Origin of the sequence: Streptomyces sp. NPDC001401 (genome assembly GCF_042895385.1) — a bacterium.
Lineage (GTDB): Bacteria > Actinomycetota > Actinomycetes > Streptomycetales > Streptomycetaceae > Streptomyces.
Window position 1 is genome coordinate 176558 of the sequence record NZ_JBIAWI010000017.1, and the last position, 16418, is coordinate 192975.

At 71.2% G+C, this 16418-nt stretch carries 20 protein-coding genes, 2 pseudogenes and 1 riboswitch; of the genes and pseudogenes, 9 read left to right on the plus strand and 13 right to left on the minus strand.

The genetic code is table 11. From position 1 onward, the window contains the following. On the minus strand, positions 1 to 303 hold the full coding sequence (locus ACFY10_RS41115; protein WP_010355509.1) for an urease subunit gamma: 303 nt from the start codon (positions 301 to 303) through the stop codon (positions 1 to 3). Between the two features lie 88 nt (positions 304 to 391). Then, positions 392 to 815, minus strand: a pseudogene (locus ACFY10_RS41120) (TetR family transcriptional regulator C-terminal domain-containing protein); the annotation flags it as partial. Between the two features lie 43 nt (positions 816 to 858). Between ACFY10_RS41120 and ACFY10_RS41125 the strand changes: the two are divergent. Further along, positions 859 to 1620, plus strand: a pseudogene (locus ACFY10_RS41125) (ABC transporter permease); the annotation flags it as partial. Positions 1621 to 1714: 94 nt separating this feature from the next. Here the strand turns inward: ACFY10_RS41125 and ACFY10_RS41130 are convergent. Then, positions 1715 to 1993: a type II toxin-antitoxin system Phd/YefM family antitoxin gene (locus tag ACFY10_RS41130; protein ID WP_390670422.1), complete on the minus strand. Its 279-nt coding sequence runs from the start codon at positions 1991 to 1993 to the stop codon at positions 1715 to 1717. Between the two features lie 62 nt (positions 1994 to 2055). On the opposite strand from ACFY10_RS41130, the gene ACFY10_RS41135 reads away from it, so the two are divergent. The 3 genes from ACFY10_RS41135 (at position 2056) to ACFY10_RS41145 (ending at position 4043) form a co-directional block, all read left to right on the plus strand. Next, positions 2056 to 2691: an ATP-dependent Clp protease proteolytic subunit gene (locus ACFY10_RS41135; RefSeq protein WP_390670423.1), complete on the plus strand. Its 636-nt coding sequence runs from the start codon at positions 2056 to 2058 to the stop codon at positions 2689 to 2691. A gap of 7 nt (positions 2692 to 2698) precedes the next feature. Then, positions 2699 to 3007 (plus strand): hypothetical protein, encoded by a 309-nt coding sequence (locus ACFY10_RS41140; protein WP_390670424.1) that lies wholly within the window; start codon positions 2699 to 2701, stop codon positions 3005 to 3007. A gap of 338 nt (positions 3008 to 3345) precedes the next feature. Next, positions 3346 to 3566, plus strand: a riboswitch (cyclic di-AMP (ydaO/yuaA leader). 3 nt (positions 3567 to 3569) lie between these two features. Beyond that, positions 3570 to 4043 carry a C40 family peptidase gene (locus ACFY10_RS41145; RefSeq protein ID WP_390670425.1) on the plus strand — a complete coding sequence of 158 codons (474 nt, stop codon included), beginning with the start codon at positions 3570 to 3572 and terminating at the stop codon, positions 4041 to 4043. Positions 4044 to 4384: 341 nt separating this feature from the next. On the opposite strand, the gene ACFY10_RS41150 is transcribed toward ACFY10_RS41145, so the two are convergent. Next, positions 4385 to 4843, minus strand: coding sequence for an ATP-binding protein (locus ACFY10_RS41150; RefSeq protein ID WP_390670426.1), 459 nt, complete (start codon positions 4841 to 4843; stop codon positions 4385 to 4387). A gap of 212 nt (positions 4844 to 5055) precedes the next feature. Here ACFY10_RS41150 and ACFY10_RS41155 point away from each other — a divergent pair, with 212 nt between their 5' ends. Both ACFY10_RS41155 and ACFY10_RS41160 read left to right on the plus strand, forming a co-directional pair. Beyond that, the gene (locus ACFY10_RS41155; RefSeq protein WP_390670427.1) at positions 5056 to 5916 is read left to right on the plus strand and encodes a helix-turn-helix domain-containing protein; all 861 of its coding nucleotides are present in this window, start codon (positions 5056 to 5058) and stop codon (positions 5914 to 5916) included. 9 nt (positions 5917 to 5925) lie between these two features. Further along, on the plus strand, positions 5926 to 6153 hold the full coding sequence (locus ACFY10_RS41160; protein ID WP_390670428.1) for a DUF397 domain-containing protein: 228 nt from the start codon (positions 5926 to 5928) through the stop codon (positions 6151 to 6153). Positions 6154 to 6243: 90 nt separating this feature from the next. On the opposite strand, the gene ACFY10_RS41165 is transcribed toward ACFY10_RS41160, so the two are convergent. Beyond that, a complete protein-coding gene (locus tag ACFY10_RS41165; RefSeq protein WP_390670429.1) occupies positions 6244 to 7380 on the minus strand; it encodes an 8-amino-7-oxononanoate synthase in 1137 nt (378 codons plus the stop codon). A 147-nt stretch (positions 7381 to 7527) separates the two neighbouring features. On the opposite strand from ACFY10_RS41165, the gene bioB reads away from it, so the two are divergent. Genes bioB through bioD form a run of 3 tightly spaced genes read left to right on the plus strand, consistent with a single transcriptional unit; the run spans position 7528 to position 10728 of the window. Beyond that, entirely contained in the window at positions 7528 to 8721 is a 1194-nt protein-coding gene (gene bioB / locus ACFY10_RS41170) for a biotin synthase BioB (protein WP_390670430.1), read from the plus strand. Continuing rightward, complete coding sequence (locus tag ACFY10_RS41175; RefSeq protein ID WP_390670431.1) at positions 8714 to 10009, plus strand: adenosylmethionine--8-amino-7-oxononanoate transaminase; 1296 nt, start codon at positions 8714 to 8716, stop codon at positions 10007 to 10009. Before bioB ends, ACFY10_RS41175 begins: the two co-directional genes overlap by 8 nt. Before the next feature lie 2 nt (positions 10010 to 10011). Next, positions 10012 to 10728, plus strand: coding sequence for a dethiobiotin synthase (bioD, locus tag ACFY10_RS41180; protein ID WP_390670432.1), 717 nt, complete (start codon positions 10012 to 10014; stop codon positions 10726 to 10728). A 24-nt stretch (positions 10729 to 10752) separates the two neighbouring features. Here the strand turns inward: bioD and ACFY10_RS41185 are convergent, their stop codons facing one another. From ACFY10_RS41185 to pqqA, 8 genes are all read right to left on the minus strand, one after another. Next, entirely contained in the window at positions 10753 to 11223 is a 471-nt protein-coding gene (locus tag ACFY10_RS41185) for an SRPBCC domain-containing protein (protein ID WP_390670433.1), read from the minus strand. Between the two features lie 65 nt (positions 11224 to 11288). Continuing rightward, positions 11289 to 12278, minus strand: a complete 990-nt coding sequence (locus ACFY10_RS41190) for an NAD(P)-dependent alcohol dehydrogenase (protein WP_390670434.1) — start codon at positions 12276 to 12278, stop codon at positions 11289 to 11291. Between the two features lie 167 nt (positions 12279 to 12445). Next, positions 12446 to 13144: a TetR/AcrR family transcriptional regulator C-terminal domain-containing protein gene (locus ACFY10_RS41195; RefSeq protein ID WP_390670498.1), complete on the minus strand. Its 699-nt coding sequence runs from the start codon at positions 13142 to 13144 to the stop codon at positions 12446 to 12448. Positions 13145 to 13196: 52 nt separating this feature from the next. Next, a complete protein-coding gene (pqqE, locus tag ACFY10_RS41200; protein ID WP_390670435.1) occupies positions 13197 to 14336 on the minus strand; it encodes a pyrroloquinoline quinone biosynthesis protein PqqE in 1140 nt (379 codons plus the stop codon). Next, positions 14333 to 14605 carry a pyrroloquinoline quinone biosynthesis peptide chaperone PqqD gene (pqqD, locus tag ACFY10_RS41205; protein ID WP_390670436.1) on the minus strand — a complete coding sequence of 91 codons (273 nt, stop codon included), beginning with the start codon at positions 14603 to 14605 and terminating at the stop codon, positions 14333 to 14335. Before pqqD ends, pqqE begins: the two co-directional genes overlap by 4 nt. Continuing rightward, positions 14602 to 15339, minus strand: coding sequence for a pyrroloquinoline-quinone synthase PqqC (gene pqqC, locus ACFY10_RS41210; RefSeq protein WP_390670437.1), 738 nt, complete (start codon positions 15337 to 15339; stop codon positions 14602 to 14604). Before pqqC ends, pqqD begins: the two co-directional genes overlap by 4 nt. After that, entirely contained in the window at positions 15336 to 16235 is a 900-nt protein-coding gene (pqqB, locus tag ACFY10_RS41215; protein WP_390670439.1) for a pyrroloquinoline quinone biosynthesis protein PqqB, read from the minus strand. The genes pqqC and pqqB overlap by 4 nt, the downstream gene beginning before the upstream one ends. Before the next feature lie 8 nt (positions 16236 to 16243). Continuing rightward, positions 16244 to 16384, minus strand: a complete 141-nt coding sequence (gene pqqA / locus ACFY10_RS41220) for a pyrroloquinoline quinone precursor peptide PqqA (RefSeq protein WP_390670440.1) — start codon at positions 16382 to 16384, stop codon at positions 16244 to 16246. Between the last annotated feature and the right edge of the window lie 34 nt (positions 16385 to 16418).

Consider the following 16418-nt stretch of genomic DNA (forward strand, 5'->3'; position numbering starts at 1 on the left):
TCAGACGATCGGGTCGTGGACGGTGACGAGCTTGGTGCCGTCGGGGAAGGTCGCCTCGACCTGGACGTCGTGGATCATCTCGGGGATGCCCTCCATGACGTCGTCCCGGGTGAGCAGCTTGCGCCCGGAGGCCATGAGCTCGGCGACGGTGCGGCCGTCACGGGCGCCTTCGAGGATGTGCGACGTGATGAGGGCGACGGCCTCGGGGTGGTTGAGCTTGAGCCCGCGGGCCCGGCGCTTCTCGGCGACGTCGGCCGCCACGTGGATGAGCAGCCTCTCTTGCTCGTGCGGGGTCAGTTGCACGTCCCACCTCACAGTCCTCGCTCCGGACCGTGCGGGGTCCGGTTGCCTCAGCCGCCGGGAAAAGTCCCTGGTGGCGTGGATCGGCAGGCTAGTTGGACCGAGTTTCAAGCAAGTTAACCGAGCTGTGATCCTGCGCGCTCATCAACGCCCGTAGACCGTCCCGCAGGACCTCGCCCGACGCCGGCCCGGACAGGGCCTGCTGGGCGAGGAAGCCCATCGAGGCGGCCGTCATCGTGCGGGCCACGTCGTCCGGGGACACGTCCGACCGCATCATCCCGGCGTCCTGGTACGCCTCGGCGATCCGTGTCCACGCATCCTGCACGGCACCGTAGCCCTCGCGCAGCTGGGCCGCGAGCTCGTCATTGCGGAGCGTCTCCGTCCACACCTGGACGACCAGCCTCGGGAACGCGGGCCGCCCGTCCACGGTCACGGATCCCGCCCTCGTGGACCTGGCCGAGCACCTCGACGACGATCGCGGAGATGAGCTCTTCCTTGCCACTGAGGTAGCGATACGGGTAGCGATACGCGGGCCTCGGTCGGACACAGACCCGCCGCCTGATCGCCGCCGTCGTCCTCGCCCCCGTCCTCGCCGCCCTGACGCTGTGGGCCTTCGCGTGGCCCGCCGCCCGCACCGCATCGCGCGACCTGCCGCTCGGCGTGGCCGGGCCTGCCGCGGCGACCGTCCAGGTGGAGAAGCAACTGACACAGCACGAGGGCGCGTTCAAGATCCACCGCTACGCCGAGGAAACCGCCGCTCGCGACGCCATCGAGGACCGGACCGTATACGGCGCGGTCGTCGTCACCCCCCAGGGCCCCGAGCTGCTGACCGCGTCGGCCGCAAGCCCCGTCGTGGCACAGATGCTGCAGCAGGCGGTGGCCCGGCAGGGATCCGCCGACGGCACGCAGGTCAGGACGGTCGACGTCGTGGCCGCACCGAGGAAGCGCCCTCGCGGCGCGGCCCTGACCGCCAGTGTGCTGCCGCTCGCCCTGGCCGTGAGCGGCGCGGTCGCCGGAATCGCCGCACTGGCCGGTCAGGCCGGCATCGGGATCGTCGCCGGTGTGGTGATGCTGTTCGGCAACCCCTTCTCCGGCGCGTCCTCGGCGCCGCAGATGCTGCCAGAGCCGGTCGGCACCATCGGCCAGTGGCTGCCGCCGGGCGCGGGTACGACCCTGCTCCGCTCGGTGTCGTTCTTGGACGGCGCGGCGGCGACCGGGCCCGCACTGACGCTCGCCCGGTGGGCCGCGTCGGGCCTGGGCGCCGTACTGCTCGGCCATGCACTCAAAGCGCGGGCGAAGGCCACCGAGCCCGCGCCGAACGGGAGCTCGCCCCCGTCGGCTGACTGTGCGGTCGCGCCGAACCGACCGTGCACCCCCGCTGTAGCGGACGGGGGTGCACGGTCTTTGCGTTTTTCTACGAGGCGCCGGTCCCCCGATGGTGCGCCGCGATGCCGAAGCGCTGTTGTTCGCGGGGAGCGGACGCCACCTCGCGGACGTTGGAGACCGAGCTGATCACCTGCTCCTCTGCGGGCTCCGTGAGCTCCTCCAGCCGTTCCAGGTCAGCGGCGGAGACCAGGGCGACGAGGGGCTTTCCGTGCCGTGTCACGACGACGCGCTCACCGCCGTACACCACCCGGTTGATCAGGTCGGCGAGCTCAGCCCTGGCTTGCGTCACCGGAATCTCGTAGGCCATGCCCCCACATTACGTCATGTACGTCCTGTACATTTTCTACAGACGCAGAAGGAGGGGTACCGATGACCCGACCGTCCGCCCGTTACGTCCTGCCCGAGTTCACCGAACGCACCAGCTTCGGCACCAAGACGATGGATCCGTACTCCAAGCTCCTGGAGGAGCGGATCGTCTTTCTCGGGACGCAGGTCGACGACACCTCGGCGAACGATGTGATGGCCCAGTTCATGCACCTCGAGTACCAGGACCCGGACCGGGACATCTCGCTCTACATCAACTCCCCCGGCGGCTCGTTCACCGCCATGTCGGCGATCTACGACACGATGCAGTACGTCGGCTGCGACGTGGAGACGATCTGCCTGGGGCAGGCCGGTTCGTCCGCCGCGGTGCTGCTGGGGGCGGGCACGCCGGGCAAGCGGTTCGCGCTGCCGGGCGCGCGGATGGTGATCCATCAGCCGCTCCTGGCCGAGCCCATCGAGGGGCAGACCAGCGATCTGGCCATCCAGGCCGAGGAGTTGGGCCGGATGCGGGCCCGGCTGGAGGAGATGCTCGTCCGGCACACGGGACGCAGCCCCGAGCAAGTGAGCGCGGACATCGAACGGGACAAGATCCTGGATGCCCAAGAAGCGGTGGAATACGGGCTGGTGGACCGGATCATCCCCAGCCGCAAGACCACCCTCGCCCCGCCCACCGGGCGGTGAACGGCCGGTGCTTCCCCCCGAACTTCCGCCGCTGCCCGCCCTCACGCGCGCCGAGGGCGAGTTGATCGACCGTTACCTCGATGTGGTCGACCTGCTCGGCCGCATCAACCCGGCCCACCACGGAGACACCTATGGCGGGCTGCGCGCCGCGCAGGCGCTGGTGAGCAAGGCGGCCCAGCTGCGCGACGCCCTGGCTCTGATGCACCAGCGGGGCGAGACCGAGCTGCACGCACCCACGCTGGGGCGGGCCCTGCGGGTGTTGGACGGGGAGCGGCGCACCGCCCGGGTCACGGTGCCGCCGCAGTCCGACAGTTGACGCCCGCGCGACCGGTCCGGACCTCCCGCCCCGGCGGCGGAGCGTCCGGACCGGAGCTCAAACGGACCAAATGGTGTACCCCCTTTTGGCGTAGGCGCGGCTCCTTTTTCGCGACCGTCGGGGTTGCACAAGACGCCTGCCCCGAGGGCGGAATGAAGTGCTCCGGTGCTGGTCCGAGGCTCCTCGGGGGCCTCAACGCCCCCTCGAACGCAGGGGTGTCCACCCGAACGGGTGAGTGGTGAGTAACGACACAAACCCCCGGTTCCATTGGGATTTTCGGACTTGTATGGGTGAAGATCCCTGTCTGACGACAAGCCCCCGCCACAGCGGCGGGGCGATCCGGGCGGACGCCGAGTCCTGCCGCCGCCCGGATGACCGGTCGACAGGAGTGGATCGGCAGGAGTGGAGGACCCAAGCAAGACGGGTCGCCGGAACGGTCAGCTCCGCAATGGAAGCGCCGGGTCGAGCAGCCCTTGGGGTGAAGCCGCAGCAGCGGCCGGGCAACTTCGCCAGCCCGAATCCGACAGGTCATCCTTCACAGGCGGCTGACGAAGGGTTGCGCATGACTGCGCTCAATCGTGTCCCGTCGCTGATGGTCCGGGCCGGTACGGCTTCGGCTCTCACCATCGCCGCAGTGGGCGGCTCCATCGTGGTCCCGGGTGTCGCTTCCGACGCCTCGGCGGCCCCCTTGGCGACGAAGGCACTCGAGATCGCGGCTTCCAAAAAAGGTTCCCCGTACAAGTGGGGCGCCACGGGGCCGCGCCGGTTCGACTGCTCAGGGCTCACGCTGTACTCGTTCAAGAAGGCGGGCAAGAAGCTGCCCCGTACCGCGGCCCAGCAGTACAACAAGACCCACCACATCTCCGCGAAGAGCCGGAAGGCCGGAGACCTTGTGTTCTTCCACTCGGGCTCCAACGTCTACCACGTGGGCATCTACGCCGGGAAGGGGAAGATCTGGCACGCCCCGAAGACCGGGGACGTCGTAAAGCTGCAGAAGATCTGGACCTCTAGCGTCTGGTACGGCCGGGTCAGCTGACTCTCCCGCGGGGGCGACGGAGTCCTGACAGACCGTCGCCCCCGTGGGGCCTGACACAGCCCCCTCAGCCGTCCTCACCCCCCAGGTACAGCACGTAGGCGTACGACACGACGCAGCGGTCCGGCAGCGCCCCTGAAGAGGCGCGGGGAACTGCGCGACCAGCCACGACGGCGCTGCAGACGATCCACGACGCATCCCCCACACCAGCGAACCGGCGCCGCCGGTCCCCCCTCCCGGCGTTCGTCGCCCTGGAGCACCTCTCTGCTCCCCCTCGCGGAACTCACCGGCCGGCTTCTGTCAGCATGGCGCCCCCGCATCCGTTCCGGCAGGGCGTCCAGCGGCTACGGCTCCTGCTGTCCCGCTGCCGTCACGGGCTGGGCCGGCACCGTCCACGGCAGTTCGATGGAGACCGTCTTGCCGCCCTCGCGGGTGGGGCGGACATGCAGTCGGCCGCCGCATTCGGCGGCCAGCCAGCGGATGATCACCATGCCACGGCCGTTGTCCTGCTGGACGGCGGCGGGCAGCCGCTTCGGGAAGCGGGGGTGGCTGTCGGTGACGCCGAGGCGGAGCTGTTCGTCACGGTGGAGTTCGATGTCCACCGTGAAGGTGGGTGACTGACCGAACGTGTGCTGTACGGCGTTGGTGGCGAGTTCGGAGACGATGAGGCGGATGGTCTCGGCGGCTTCCGTGTCCGCCGGCAGCCCCCACTCGGCCAGCGTGGTGACGACGAAGCCGCGGGCCGTGGAGACCGAGGCGGGTTCGCTCGGCAGAGTGACGGATGCTTCCAAATGGTCTGCCATGGCGCGGTCGTCCCTTTCCCACGGGACCGGAGTCCGACACGGAGCGGATGGTTCGAGTACGGTCCCGGACTGGTGGTCCGTCGCCAGACTGCCATTACCGCGACGTCACAGGTGGCGATCCACCAAGATATGCATATATCTGTCCCTCAAAGCGGTGAACTCTGCGACGGGAGACCGTATTTGGGTGGCCCGGATGGAGTAAGGAGAAGCGCATGCAACACGGTCCCGCGGTGCGCCGTCGGAAGCTGGGCGCCGAACTGCGTGCGTTGCGCACGAGCGCGGGGCTCACGAGTGGTGAGGCGGCCCGGCTCGTGGGCTGGCACCAGTCGAAGGTGAGCCGCATCGAAACGGGCGCCAGCGGGGTGAAACCGGCCGATGTGCGGTTACTCCTGGACGTCTACGCCGTGGCCGACGCCCAACTCCGGGAGTTGCTGCTGGTGTTGGCAGGCTCCGACGAGGGAGGCGGTCGGCACCACTGGTGGCACGCCTATCGTGGGGTACTGCCGCCGACCTACCGCGATTTCATCAGTCTGGAGTCCCAGGCGAGCGCGATGAGCACGCTGGAGACGTCCGTCGTGCCCGGCCTTTTGCAGACGCCCGCATACGCACGTGCGGTGACCCGGGCAGCGGTCGGCGGACTGGACGACGAGCGACTGGACGCCCTGGTCGAGGTGCGCCTGGCCAGGCAGGACGTGCTGCGTTCGGATCCGCCCCTGGAGCTGAGCGCGGTACTGGACGAGGCGGTGCTGCGCCGGGAGATCGGCGGCCCCGACGTCATGGCGCAGCAGCTCGACCGGCTCCTCGATGCGGCACGCCTGCCCCAAGTGCGGCTTCAGGTACTGCCGTTCGCTGCCGGGGCGCATGTCGGCGTCACCGGGCCTTTCGTAATCTTCTCATTTTCGAGCACTTCTGATCTGGATGTTGTTGTTCTCGACCACTTGACGAGTAGCCTCTACCTCGAGCGGAAAGAAGACCTCCGGGCCTATACCGAGGCCTTCAACACCCTTCAGATCCACGCCCTTTCGCCCGAGGACTCGTTGGATTACATCGCCGCAATAAGTGACGGCGCGTAAGGAGGCACCATGTCTGCACTGCCTCGGAACGTACCTTCCAGTACCGATCTGCACGCCGTGCGGTGGCTGCGCAGCAGCTACAGCACGGGTGCGAACAACTGCGTCGAGACGGCACGGCCGCGCTCCGGCCCCTGGGCCGGGCTGCTCGCCGTGCGCGACTCCAAGGACCCGGCCGGGCCCGCCCTGCTCCTCTCCCCCGGGAGCTGGACGGACTTCACGGCCGCGTTCAAGTCCTGATCAGTGCGATCGATCCTGGTCAGTTCTGACTAGTCCCGATCAGTCCCGATCAGTTCCGCATCGTGCGACACACGGCCGTGTCACGCCGACTCATGGTCGCGTCTCGCCGATCACACGTACAGCGCGTTCGATCTGTGCCTCGGAGAGGTCCGCGCGGGCGGTCAACCTCAGCCGTGAGATGCCGTCGGGCACGGAAGGAGGACGGAAGCAGCCCACGGCGAGGCCTGCCGTACGGCAGTCGGCCGCCCATTGCACGGCCCCCTCCGGGGACGGCGCGCGCACGGAGACGACCGCGGCGTCCGGGCGCACCGCCTCGTGACCCGCGGCGGTCAGGCGTGCGTGCAGCTCGGCGGCCACCGCACGCGCGCGTGCCGCCCGCTCCGGCTCGCGGCGCAGCAGTCGCAGGGCCGCCAGGGCCGCCCCCGCCGCCGCGGGGGCGAGTCCCGTGTCGAAGATGAAGGTGCGGGCCGCGTTGACGAGGTGGTCGATGACCCGGGCGGGGCCGAGCACCGCGCCGCCCTGGCTGCCCAGCGACTTGGACAGCGTGGCCGTCGCGACCACGTCGGCGGCGCCCGCGAGGCCCGCCGCGTACGGGGCGCCGCGGCCGCCGTCGCCGAGGACGCCGAGGCCGTGGGCGTCGTCGACCAGCAGTCCCGCGCCGCGCTCCCGGCAGGCCGCGGCCAGTTCGGCCAGCGGGGCGGCGTCGCCGTCGACCGAGAAGACCGTGTCGGAGACGACGACCGCCGTGGCCGCGCTGTCCTCGTGTGTCTGCAGCGCCTTGCGCACCGCTTCCGGGTCGGCGTGCCCGACGACCTGTGTGGTGCCCCGGGCCAGCCGGCAGCCGTCGATGAGCGAGGCGTGGTTGCCCGCGTCGGAGACGATCAGAGAGCCGTGCGGGGCCAGCGCGGTGACCGCCGCGAGGTTGGCCGCGTAGCCGGAGGAGAAGACGAGTGCCGCCTCGAAACCGCAGAAGGCCGCCAGCTCGCGCTCCAGCTCGGTGTGGAGTTCCGTCGTCCCGGTGACCAGTCGCGAGCCGGTCGAGCCACCGCCCCAGGTCCGCGCGGCCTCGGCAGCGCCCTCGGCGATCTCGGGGTGGTGGGTGAGGCCCAGGTAGTCGTTGCTCGCAAGGTCCAGCAGCGGGGAGTCGGCCGGGCGCGGGCGCAGGGTCCGTACCAGTCCGGCGCGGCGGCGCAGCTCCGCCTGTTCGTCGATCCAGCCGAACGCCATGGCTCCTCCGGGGCTTTTGTAGGCAGTGGACAGACACTAGCCGGACGGGCCGCACCCCATGGTGTGGCAATACACACACGACGAAGTGCTCCTGTTGTTCAATCTCTCCTTGGCCGGGAGCGCTTCCGTAGGACAGGATCGGCTCTCATGGACCTGCTGAACACGCTGGTGGACAAGGGGCTTCGGCGCGAGCTGCCGACCCGTGAAGAGGCTCTGGCCGTCCTCGCCACTTCCGACGACGACGTGCTCGATGTGGTGGCCGCGGCCGGAAAGGTGCGCCGGCACTGGTTCGGCCGACGAGTGAAACTCAACTACCTCGTCAACTTGAAGTCCGGACTGTGTCCCGAGGACTGCTCGTACTGCTCCCAGCGGCTCGGCTCCAAGGCCGACATCCTCAAGTACACCTGGATCAAGCCGGACGAGGCCTCGCAGGCCGCGGCGGCCGGACTGGCGGGTGGCGCCAAGCGGGTGTGCCTGGTGGCGTCCGGGCGCGGGCCGACCGACCGGGACGTGGACCGGGTCGCCGGCACCATCAAGGCGATCAAGGAGCAGAACGAGGGCGTCGAGGTGTGCGCCTGCCTCGGTCTGCTCTCCGACGGCCAGGCGGAGCGGCTGCGCGAGGCGGGCGCGGACGCCTACAACCACAACCTGAACACGTCCGAGGCGACGTACGGGGACATCACGACCACCCACACGTACGCCGACCGGGTGGACACCGTGACCAAGGCGCACGCGGCCGGTCTGTCCGCCTGCTCCGGTCTGATCGCCGGCATGGGCGAGAGCGACGAGGACCTGGTGGACGTGGTCTTCTCGCTGCGCGAGCTGGACCCGGACTCGGTGCCGGTGAACTTCCTGATCCCGATGGAGGGCACCCCGCTCGCCAAGGAGTGGCACCTCACCCCGCAGCGCTGCCTGCGGATCCTGGCGATGGTGCGGTTCGTGTGCCCGGACGTCGAGGTGCGCATCGCCGGCGGCCGCGAGGTCCACCTGCGCACCATGCAGCCCCTCGCGCTGAACCTGGCCAACTCGATCTTCCTCGGCGACTACCTCACCAGCGAGGGCCAGGCCGGCAGGGCCGACCTGGAGATGATCGCGGACGCCGGGTTCGAGGTGGAGGGCGCCGGCGAGGTGACGCTGCCGGAGCACCGGGCTACGGCGGGCGGGGGCTGCGGTTCGCACGCCGGGGCCGGCTGCGGGTCCCACCAGGACGGCGGGTGCGGGTCGCACGAGGACGGCGGCATCTGCGGTACGGCTGCCGCGGCGCCCACGGCCGAGCCCCGCACCGACCTGGTCTCCATGCGCCACCGCGGCGTCGGAACGGACCTCGCGCCCAATGCCTGACCTGCCCGTCTCCGAGCTGCTGGAGCTCGACCGGCGGCATGTGTGGCATCCCTACGGGCCCATGCCCGGCCGCGTCGACCCGCTGGTCGTCGAGTCGGCGAGCGGGGTGCGGCTGCGGACGGCGGACGGCTCGGGCGAGCTGCTGGACGGCATGTCGTCCTGGTGGTCGGCCATCCACGGCTACAACCACCCGGTGCTCAACGAGGCCGCCCGTCAGCAGCTCGGCCGGATGAGCCACGTGATGTTCGGCGGGCTCACCCACGAGCCCGCCGTCCGGCTCGCAAAACTCCTTGTCGACATGTCGCCCGACGGCCTGGAACACGTCTTCCTCGCCGACTCCGGTTCGGTGTCGGTCGAGGTCGCGGTCAAGATGTGCCTGCAGTACTGGCGTTCACTGGGCCGAAGCGGGAAACAACGGCTCCTGACCTGGCGCGGCGGCTACCACGGCGACACCTGGCAGCCCATGTCGGTGTGCGACCCCGAGGGCGGGATGCACGAACTGTGGAGCGGGGTACTGCCGCGCCAGGTGTTCGTGGACGCGCCCCCGGCCGAGTACGAGGAGTCGTACGCGGAGCAGCTGCGCTCGGCGATCGAGCGGCACGCCGACGAACTGGCCGCGGTGATCGTCGAGCCGGTGGTGCAGGGCGCCGGCGGGATGCGGTTCCACTCCCCCGCGTATCTGCGGGTGCTGCGCGAGGCGTGCGACGCGCATGACGTGCTGCTGGTGTTCGACGAGATCGCGACCGGGTTTGGCCGCACGGGCGCCCTGTTCGCGGCCGATCACGCGGCGGTGACGCCGGACGTGATGTGCGTGGGCAAGGCGCTGACCGGCGGCTACATGACGATGGCGGCGACCCTGTGCACGCCGAGGGTGGCCGACGGCATCTCGCAGGGCGAGGTGCCGGTTCTCGCCCACGGCCCGACGTTCATGGGCAACCCCCTCGCCGCGGCCGTCGCCTGCGCCTCGATCGAGCTGCTGCTCGGCCAGGACTGGCTCGGCGAGGTCAAGCGGATCGAGGCGGGACTGCGGGACGGGCTGGCGCCGGCACTTGAGATCCCGGGCGTGGCGGACGTACGCGTCCTGGGCGCCATCGGGGTCGTCCAGCTGGACCACGCCGTCGACATGAAGGCCGCCACGGACGCGGCCGTGCGCGAGGGCGTGTGGCTGCGGCCGTTCCGCGACCTGATCTACACGATGCCGCCGTACGTCACCGGGGACGCCGACGTGGCACGGATCGCGCGCGCGGTGTGCGCTGCGGCGGGGGAGCCGGCGGCGGGAGGCGGCTGAGCATGACGATCCTGGTGATCACGGGCACCGGCACGGAGGTCGGCAAGACCGTCACCACTGCCGCGGTCGCCGCCTGTGCCCTCGCGGCCGGCCGGTCGGTGGCCGTACTGAAGGCCGCGCAGACGGGAGTACGGCCGGACGAGCCCGGGGACGCCGCCGAGGTGGCCCGTCTCGCGGGTGCCGTGACGGCGACCGAACTCGCCCGCTATCCGGAGCCGTTGGCGCCGGGGACGGCGGCCCGGCGGGCCGGGCTGGCGCCGGTGCATCCGCGGGACGTCGCCGAGGCCGCCGCCAAGCTGGCCGCCGAGCACGACCTGGTGCTGGTGGAGGGAGCGGGCGGACTGCTCGTCCGCTTCGACCCGGCGGGCGGGACCCTGGCGGACGCGGCGGAGCTGCTGAAGGCGCCGGTGCTGGTCGTGGCGTCGGCCGGCCTGGGCACCCTGAACACGACGGAGCTGACAGCACGCGAACTCCGTTCCCGGCGGCTCGACTTGGCCGGAATCGTGATCGGCAGCTGGCCCGACTCCCCCGACCTCGCGTCCCGTTGCAACGTGACGGACCTGCCGGACGTGGCCGAGGCGCCGCTGCTGGGCGCCCTGCCCGCCGGAGCGGGGGCGCTGACGTCCGCCGACTTCCGTGCGGCGGCGCCGAGTTGGCTGGCACCGCGGCTGGACGGGACGTGGGACGCGGAGGCGTTCCGGGGGCGGGCGGCGCCGTAGGCACATGGGCGCAGGCCGGATGATTCAGCCGGAATGCTCGTTCGCCTCGACGAGCCGGGCGAGGTTTGCCAGGGCCATGCGCGTGCCCGTCTCGTTGTCGGCGGCAGGCACGGCGTCGGGGATGCCCTCGTGCACCACGAGAACGTCGGTGCCCCCGTCCGCGGCGGTGAGCGTGGTCGTCATCGTCATCGTGCCCCGCAGCGCGGGATCGGCGGTCTCGAACTCGAGCACCTCGACGATCTGCTCGTTCGGTACGAGCTTCGCGAAATGGCCGTGGTAGGTGTCGGTGTGTGCGGCCGACTTGCCGGTGCCGGACGGCGCGTCGTAGGTGAGCGAGACGCGGAACCGCCCGCCCTCGCGCGCATCGAATTCATGCACATGGCTGCTCATACCGTCCGGCACGCGCCATTCGGCGATCGCGTCCGCGTCCACCAGAGCCCGGTAGACCGCCGAAGGCGGGGCTTCCATGTGCCGTGAGACCTGCGCCGCGTACATGGAGTCAACGTAGCGCTCGGCCAGGGCTCATGCCTCCGGCCGACTCGAACCGCCGCCGCGCGTGCTCACGCCACAGTGACCACGGCCTTGCCGCGGGCGTGGCCCTGTTCCACATGGCGTACGCCCTCGGCCGTGTCCGCCAGCGGGTAGGTCCGGTCGACCACCGGGGTGAGCTTGCCGGCATCGATGAGCGCGGTGACTGCGAGCAGGTCCTCGTGGGTCGGCCCGGCCGGGACCGCCGGGAGGATCGGCCGTAGCCGCTGCCGGGCGAACAGGTCGATCGCGGCGAGTCGCAGCAGGGAACCCACGGCTCCGAAGAGGTGGCCGGGCGAGCCGCCGCCGTTGGCCACCAGGGTCCCGGTCGGGGTGAGCACCTGGCGCAGTCGGCTCAGCGGGCGGTTGCCGACGTTGTCGAGAATCACGTCGTAGCGCACGCGCCCGTCGGTGAAGTCCTCCTTGGTATGGTCCACGACGTGCGTGGCGCCCAGTGAGCGCACCAGGTCGGCGCTGCGGGTGCTGCACACCCCGGTGACCTCCGCGTCCAGGGCCGCCGCGATCTGCACGGCGAACGTGCCCACGCCACCGCCGGCCCCGTTGACCAGTACGCGCTGCCCGGCCTGCACCCGGCCGACGGTCCGGATGCCGCGCAGCGCGGTCACCGCCCCCAGCGGCACGGCCGCGGCCTCCTCGAAGTTCAGACCGACAGGCTTGGGCACCAGCAGGTCGGCGGTGGTGCGCGCGTACTCGGCGAAGGATCCCGGGCAGAAGCCGAGTACCTCGTCGCCCGGCCGGAGCCCGACCACGCCGGAGCCGACCGCCTCCACGTGCCCGGCCGCGTCGAGCCCGGCCACCCGGCACTTCGGCCGGAGCAGCCCGACGCCTCCCATGAGCCGCGCCACGTACGGGTCGCCGCGCAGCATGTGCCAGTCGTAGGGGTTGACCGCGGCGGCGTGCACGCGGACCAGCACGTGGCCGTCCCCGACCTCCGGCCGCTCGATGTCCGCCAGTCGCAGGGTGTCGGGCGGACCGAACCGCTCCTGAACGATCGCCTTCATCGGGTTCCCCCATCACCTCGTGGTGGCGGTGTACGACGTACACCTCTAATGGGCACGGTAGGTGTACGCCGTACACCAGTCAAGGGGTGAAGGGAACCAGGGTGGAGGACCAGGGGTGTGTTCGCAGGTGCTGCCCGCGCCTTGTCGGTGCGTCAGGTGTCGGAGGGTCAGGCCGTGCCGCGGAGCCGTTCGAGGCCGTCCAGCGTCAGGTCCAGGGCGAACTCGAACTCGAACTGGTCGTCGCAGCCGGAGCCGACGACGGAGTCCTGGTCGTGGGCGACCGCCATGGCAAGTTCGGTGATGTGGGGGTAGCGCGCGGCCATCTCCTCGGGCGGCAGCGCGTCCGCATCCGGCTCCCGGCCGGAGGCGTCCTCGAACAACTCCTGGGAGAAGCCCAGCAGCCGGCTGCCCATCACATGCATCGCGTGATGGACCAGGTCGACCGAGAACCCTCCGGCCCGGAAGATGCCGATCATCGAGTCCAGGTACGCCAGGACGGCGGGGGTCGGCGTGGTCCGCGCCTTCATCCGCGACTCGATGACCTCGGGTGCCCAGGGGTGGCGCAGCAGCATGCGGCGGGCCGACAGCACCCTTCGGCGGACGGTGGTCTTCCAGTCGGTGTCGCCGGCCGGTGGGTCGATCTCGCCGACGAGGACGTCGATCATGCCGTCCAGCAGTTCGTTCTTGTTGGCCACGTGCTTGTACAGCGCCATGGGCACGACACCGAGCGACTGCGCGATCCTGCGCATGCTCAGCGCATCGACTCCGCCCGCGTCGGCCAGGGTGACGGCGGCGCTCAGGACCCGCTCCTTGCTCAAGGGTGTGCGGGGTCGCGCGCCGGCGGCCTGCGTGGCTATCTCCACCATCCCCTCTCGCCCGGGCACGGCCCCGAGTCGGACCTCAGTGCCCTCGGCGAATCTACAGCGTCCGCCCTGCGGGCCGGCCCGGTGCCCGTCGTCTGATCGCCGGTCTCTGCTCCGTGCCGGAGTCGGCCAGTGTCCGGATCAGGCCGTGGTCGGGGGACAGCCGGCATGCGGGGTCCGTGCGGGCGGCGTCCCCCGTGAGGGCGTAGGCCTGGCAACGGCAGCCGCCGTAGTCCTCGTCGCGGCGGGAGCAGCTGCGGCAGGGATCGGCCATCCAGTCGGTGCCCCGGTAGCGGCTGAACGCCGGGGAGTGGTCCCAGATCCAGGCCAGCGGACGGTCGCGGATGTTCGGCGGGTCCAGATCCGGCAGCGAGGCGGCGGCCGGGCAGGGCAGGACGGTGCCGTCCGGGGCGACGGTGAGCGAGATCGCTCCCCACCCGCCCATGCACGGCTTGGCCGCACCGTCGAAGTAGTCGGGGACGACCCAGACCAGGTCGGGGCCGTCCGGTGCGAGCCGCTCCCGCCATCGCTCGACGGCGTCCCGTGCCCGGGCGAGCTGGTCGCGGGTGGCGAGCAGCGCGGTGCGGTTGAGCAGACCCCAGCCGTAGAACTGTGCGTTGGCCAGTTCGATGCGGTCCACGCCCCAGGACAGGCCCAGTTCGATGACGGCGTCGATGGCGTCGAGGTTCTCGTGGTGCAGGACGACGTTGAGGCCGAGGGGGAGGCCGGCGGCCCGGACGAGCGCGGCGGCCCGTTCCTTCTCGCCGAAGGACCGGCGTCCGGCGATCCGGTCGGAGGCGCGCGGGTCGGCATGCTGGACGGACAGCTGGACACTGCGCAGCCCGGCGGCGGTGAGCGCGGAGAGCCGCTCCCGGTCCAGGCCCACGCCGCTGGTGACCAGCTGGGTGTAGATCCCGGCGCCCTCGGCCGCGGCGACGATCTGCTCCAGGTCCCGGCGCAGCAGCGGCTCACCGCCCGAGAGATGGGTGTGGACCACGCCGAACTCGCCCGCCTGGCGCATCACGTCCGTCCACTGCCCGGCGGTCAGCTCGCGTGAACGCCGCGTCAGCTCCAGGGGGTTGGAGCAGTATCCGCAGTGCAGCGGGCAGGCGTGGGTGAGTTCGGCCAGCAGTGCCCAGGGGCGGGGCGGCGCCGGTGCCGGAGCGGCGGAGGTCGTCGGATCGGTGAGGGTCATCGCAGCCAGCCCTCCTTGCGCAGACGTTCGAGGAAGGGAGGCACGTCGGCGGCCACGGGGGCGCCGGGGAAGCGTTCGGCCAGTTCGTCGACGATGTCGCACACCGTGCGAGTGCCGTCACAGAGGCCGACGACCGGGCCGGCCCCGCCCTGCAGGACGACGACGCGTTCGGGAAGGAGCAGCAGGTCCGTGTCCCGGGCGTGGTCGTGCCGCAGTACGACGGCGGGCGCCGGCACGGGCCGCCAGTCGGTCACCGACGTCGTGCTCACCCCTGCTCCCGGCGGCCCGCCTGGTCCACGGCGTCGAGCAGTGACCACAGGACGTCGCACTTGAAACGCAGCGCGGCCACGGCCCGTTCCTGGTCGTCCCGGGTGCGGGCCCAGTCGAGCACCAGGTCGAGTGCCTCGCGGCTGTCGCGCCGGCCCTGGGAGACCCGGGTGCGGAAGTAGGCGAGGCCCTGGGGTTCGATCCACCGGTAGTGGCGCTGGAACGCCTCGATGCGGGTGCGCATCAGATCGGGGGCGGACAGTTCGGTCAGCGACGCGGCGATGGCTTCGAGGGGCGTTCGCAGCCGGCAGAAGTTGACGTATCCGTCGACCGCCAGCCGTACGCCCGGCAGCACGCCATCGCCGGCGAGCAGCGTCTCACGGTCCACGCCGGCCGCCTCACCGAGCCGCAGCCACCGCTCGATGCCGCCCTCACGGTCCTGCTGCCCGTCGTGCTCCTGGATGCGGCGCAGCCACATCCGGCGCAGCACCGGGGTGTCCAGCTTGGACGTGATCAGGGCGTCCTTGACGGGGATGTGCCGCTGATAGTGGAAGCGGTTGAGGATCCAGCGGCGCAGCTCGTCCTGGCTGAGATCGCCGCTGTGCATACGGAGGTTGAAGGGGTGGCTGTCGTGGTACCGCTCCTCCCCCACCGCGCGCAGTCGTGCCTCGAACTCCGCGGGGCGCCAGGGCTCCGCGAGCGGGGCGGGTGCCGTCGTCACGGCTGCCGTGTTCATAGGTCGATCACCATCCCGTCGTATGCCACCTCGAGGCCCAGTCGTGCGAGCCGCTTGTGCTGGGGCGCCGCCGGGTCGACGAGGGGGTTGGTGTTGTTGAGGTGGGTGTAGAGGCACCGGGCGGAGAGGCGTGCCAGGCGTTCGGCGGTTCCGTCGGGTCCCTCGATGGGCAGGTGGCCCATGCCGGTGGCGGTGCGGTCGGAGATGCCCGTGCTGCGGGGCTCCTCGTCGTCCCAGAAGGTGCCGTCCACGATGACGCAGTCGGCCTCGGCGGCGGCCTGCTGGAAGGGGTCCGGCCAGGCGGCCAGGGCGGGTGCGTAGAGCGCGGTGGCGCCGGAGGCCGGGTCGTACAGGCGCAGCGCGACGACCCATGCGTCGTCGTCCGGGGCGTCGGCGGCGTACCGCGGGCGCTTGCCCGACACCGGGATGCCGCTGATCTGCAGGCCCGATGTGCCGCGGTCCAGCGGTTCGGCACCGCGCGGCGGCAGCTCCCGCCAGGTGATGGAGGTGTACGGCGCCAGTACGTCGCCGAGGTGCAGGCGGTCCAGGAGCGCCTGTCGGACCGGGGCCGTGGTGATCACCTGGAGGCGGTCGGCCTCGCGGAGTCGTGCGATGCCCAGGGTGTGGTCGAGTTCGGCGTCGGTGAGGACGAGTCCGGCGATAGGTGTCTGCCGGGGGCCGGGCCCGGGGTGGAGTTCGGGCCGGGCTTCGATCTGGTCGCCGATGTCGGGGGTCGCGTTGACGATGTACCAGCGGCCGTCGTCGGTGCGTACGGCGAGGGATGCGTGGCGGCGGCGTCGGCCCGGATGGGCGCGTGCCCCGGAGCAGCTGGGGCACGCGCAGTTCCACTGGGGGATGCCGCCGCCGGCGGCGGTGCCGAGTACCAGCAGCAGCATGGCGTCGGCTAGCGGGAGCTGAGGGAGTAGGCGGTGACCTCGAGCGCGGTGTCGACGACCTCGTAGGCGGGCGCCTGCCAGGTGGCCTTCTCCGTCTCCTTCGAGGGGATCTGCTCGACGGGCTTGAGCTGTTCCGTGGCTTCGTTCATGGGTGGTACGTCCTCTCTGGGGGATTTCCGGGTG

Excerpts from the sequence above, each read along its gene's own strand:
- ACFY10_RS41130 (WP_390670422.1), bottom strand. The coding sequence starts at position 1,993 with ATGGCCTACGAGATTCCGGTGACGCAAGCCAGGGCTGAGCTCGCCGAC.
- ACFY10_RS41135 (WP_390670423.1), top strand. The coding sequence starts at position 2,056 with ATGACCCGACCGTCCGCCCGTTACGTCCTGCCCGAGTTCACCGAACGC.
- ACFY10_RS41145 (WP_390670425.1), top strand. The coding sequence starts at position 3,570 with ATGACTGCGCTCAATCGTGTCCCGTCGCTGATGGTCCGGGCCGGTACG.
- ACFY10_RS41150 (WP_390670426.1), bottom strand. The coding sequence starts at position 4,843 with ATGGCAGACCATTTGGAAGCATCCGTCACTCTGCCGAGCGAACCCGCC.
- ACFY10_RS41155 (WP_390670427.1), top strand. The coding sequence starts at position 5,056 with ATGCAACACGGTCCCGCGGTGCGCCGTCGGAAGCTGGGCGCCGAACTG.
- ACFY10_RS41160 (WP_390670428.1), top strand. The coding sequence starts at position 5,926 with ATGTCTGCACTGCCTCGGAACGTACCTTCCAGTACCGATCTGCACGCC.
- ACFY10_RS41165 (WP_390670429.1), bottom strand. The coding sequence starts at position 7,380 with ATGGCGTTCGGCTGGATCGACGAACAGGCGGAGCTGCGCCGCCGCGCC.
- bioB (WP_390670430.1), top strand. The coding sequence starts at position 7,528 with ATGGACCTGCTGAACACGCTGGTGGACAAGGGGCTTCGGCGCGAGCTG.
- ACFY10_RS41175 (WP_390670431.1), top strand. The coding sequence starts at position 8,714 with ATGCCTGACCTGCCCGTCTCCGAGCTGCTGGAGCTCGACCGGCGGCAT.
- bioD (WP_390670432.1), top strand. The coding sequence starts at position 10,012 with ATGACGATCCTGGTGATCACGGGCACCGGCACGGAGGTCGGCAAGACC.
- ACFY10_RS41185 (WP_390670433.1), bottom strand. The coding sequence starts at position 11,223 with ATGTACGCGGCGCAGGTCTCACGGCACATGGAAGCCCCGCCTTCGGCG.
- ACFY10_RS41190 (WP_390670434.1), bottom strand. The coding sequence starts at position 12,278 with ATGAAGGCGATCGTTCAGGAGCGGTTCGGTCCGCCCGACACCCTGCGA.
- ACFY10_RS41195 (WP_390670498.1), bottom strand. The coding sequence starts at position 13,144 with ATGGTGGAGATAGCCACGCAGGCCGCCGGCGCGCGACCCCGCACACCC.
- pqqE (WP_390670435.1), bottom strand. The coding sequence starts at position 14,336 with ATGACCCTCACCGATCCGACGACCTCCGCCGCTCCGGCACCGGCGCCG.
- pqqC (WP_390670437.1), bottom strand. The coding sequence starts at position 15,339 with ATGAACACGGCAGCCGTGACGACGGCACCCGCCCCGCTCGCGGAGCCC.
- pqqB (WP_390670439.1), bottom strand. The coding sequence starts at position 16,235 with ATGCTGCTGCTGGTACTCGGCACCGCCGCCGGCGGCGGCATCCCCCAG.
- pqqA (WP_390670440.1), bottom strand. The coding sequence starts at position 16,384 with ATGAACGAAGCCACGGAACAGCTCAAGCCCGTCGAGCAGATCCCCTCG.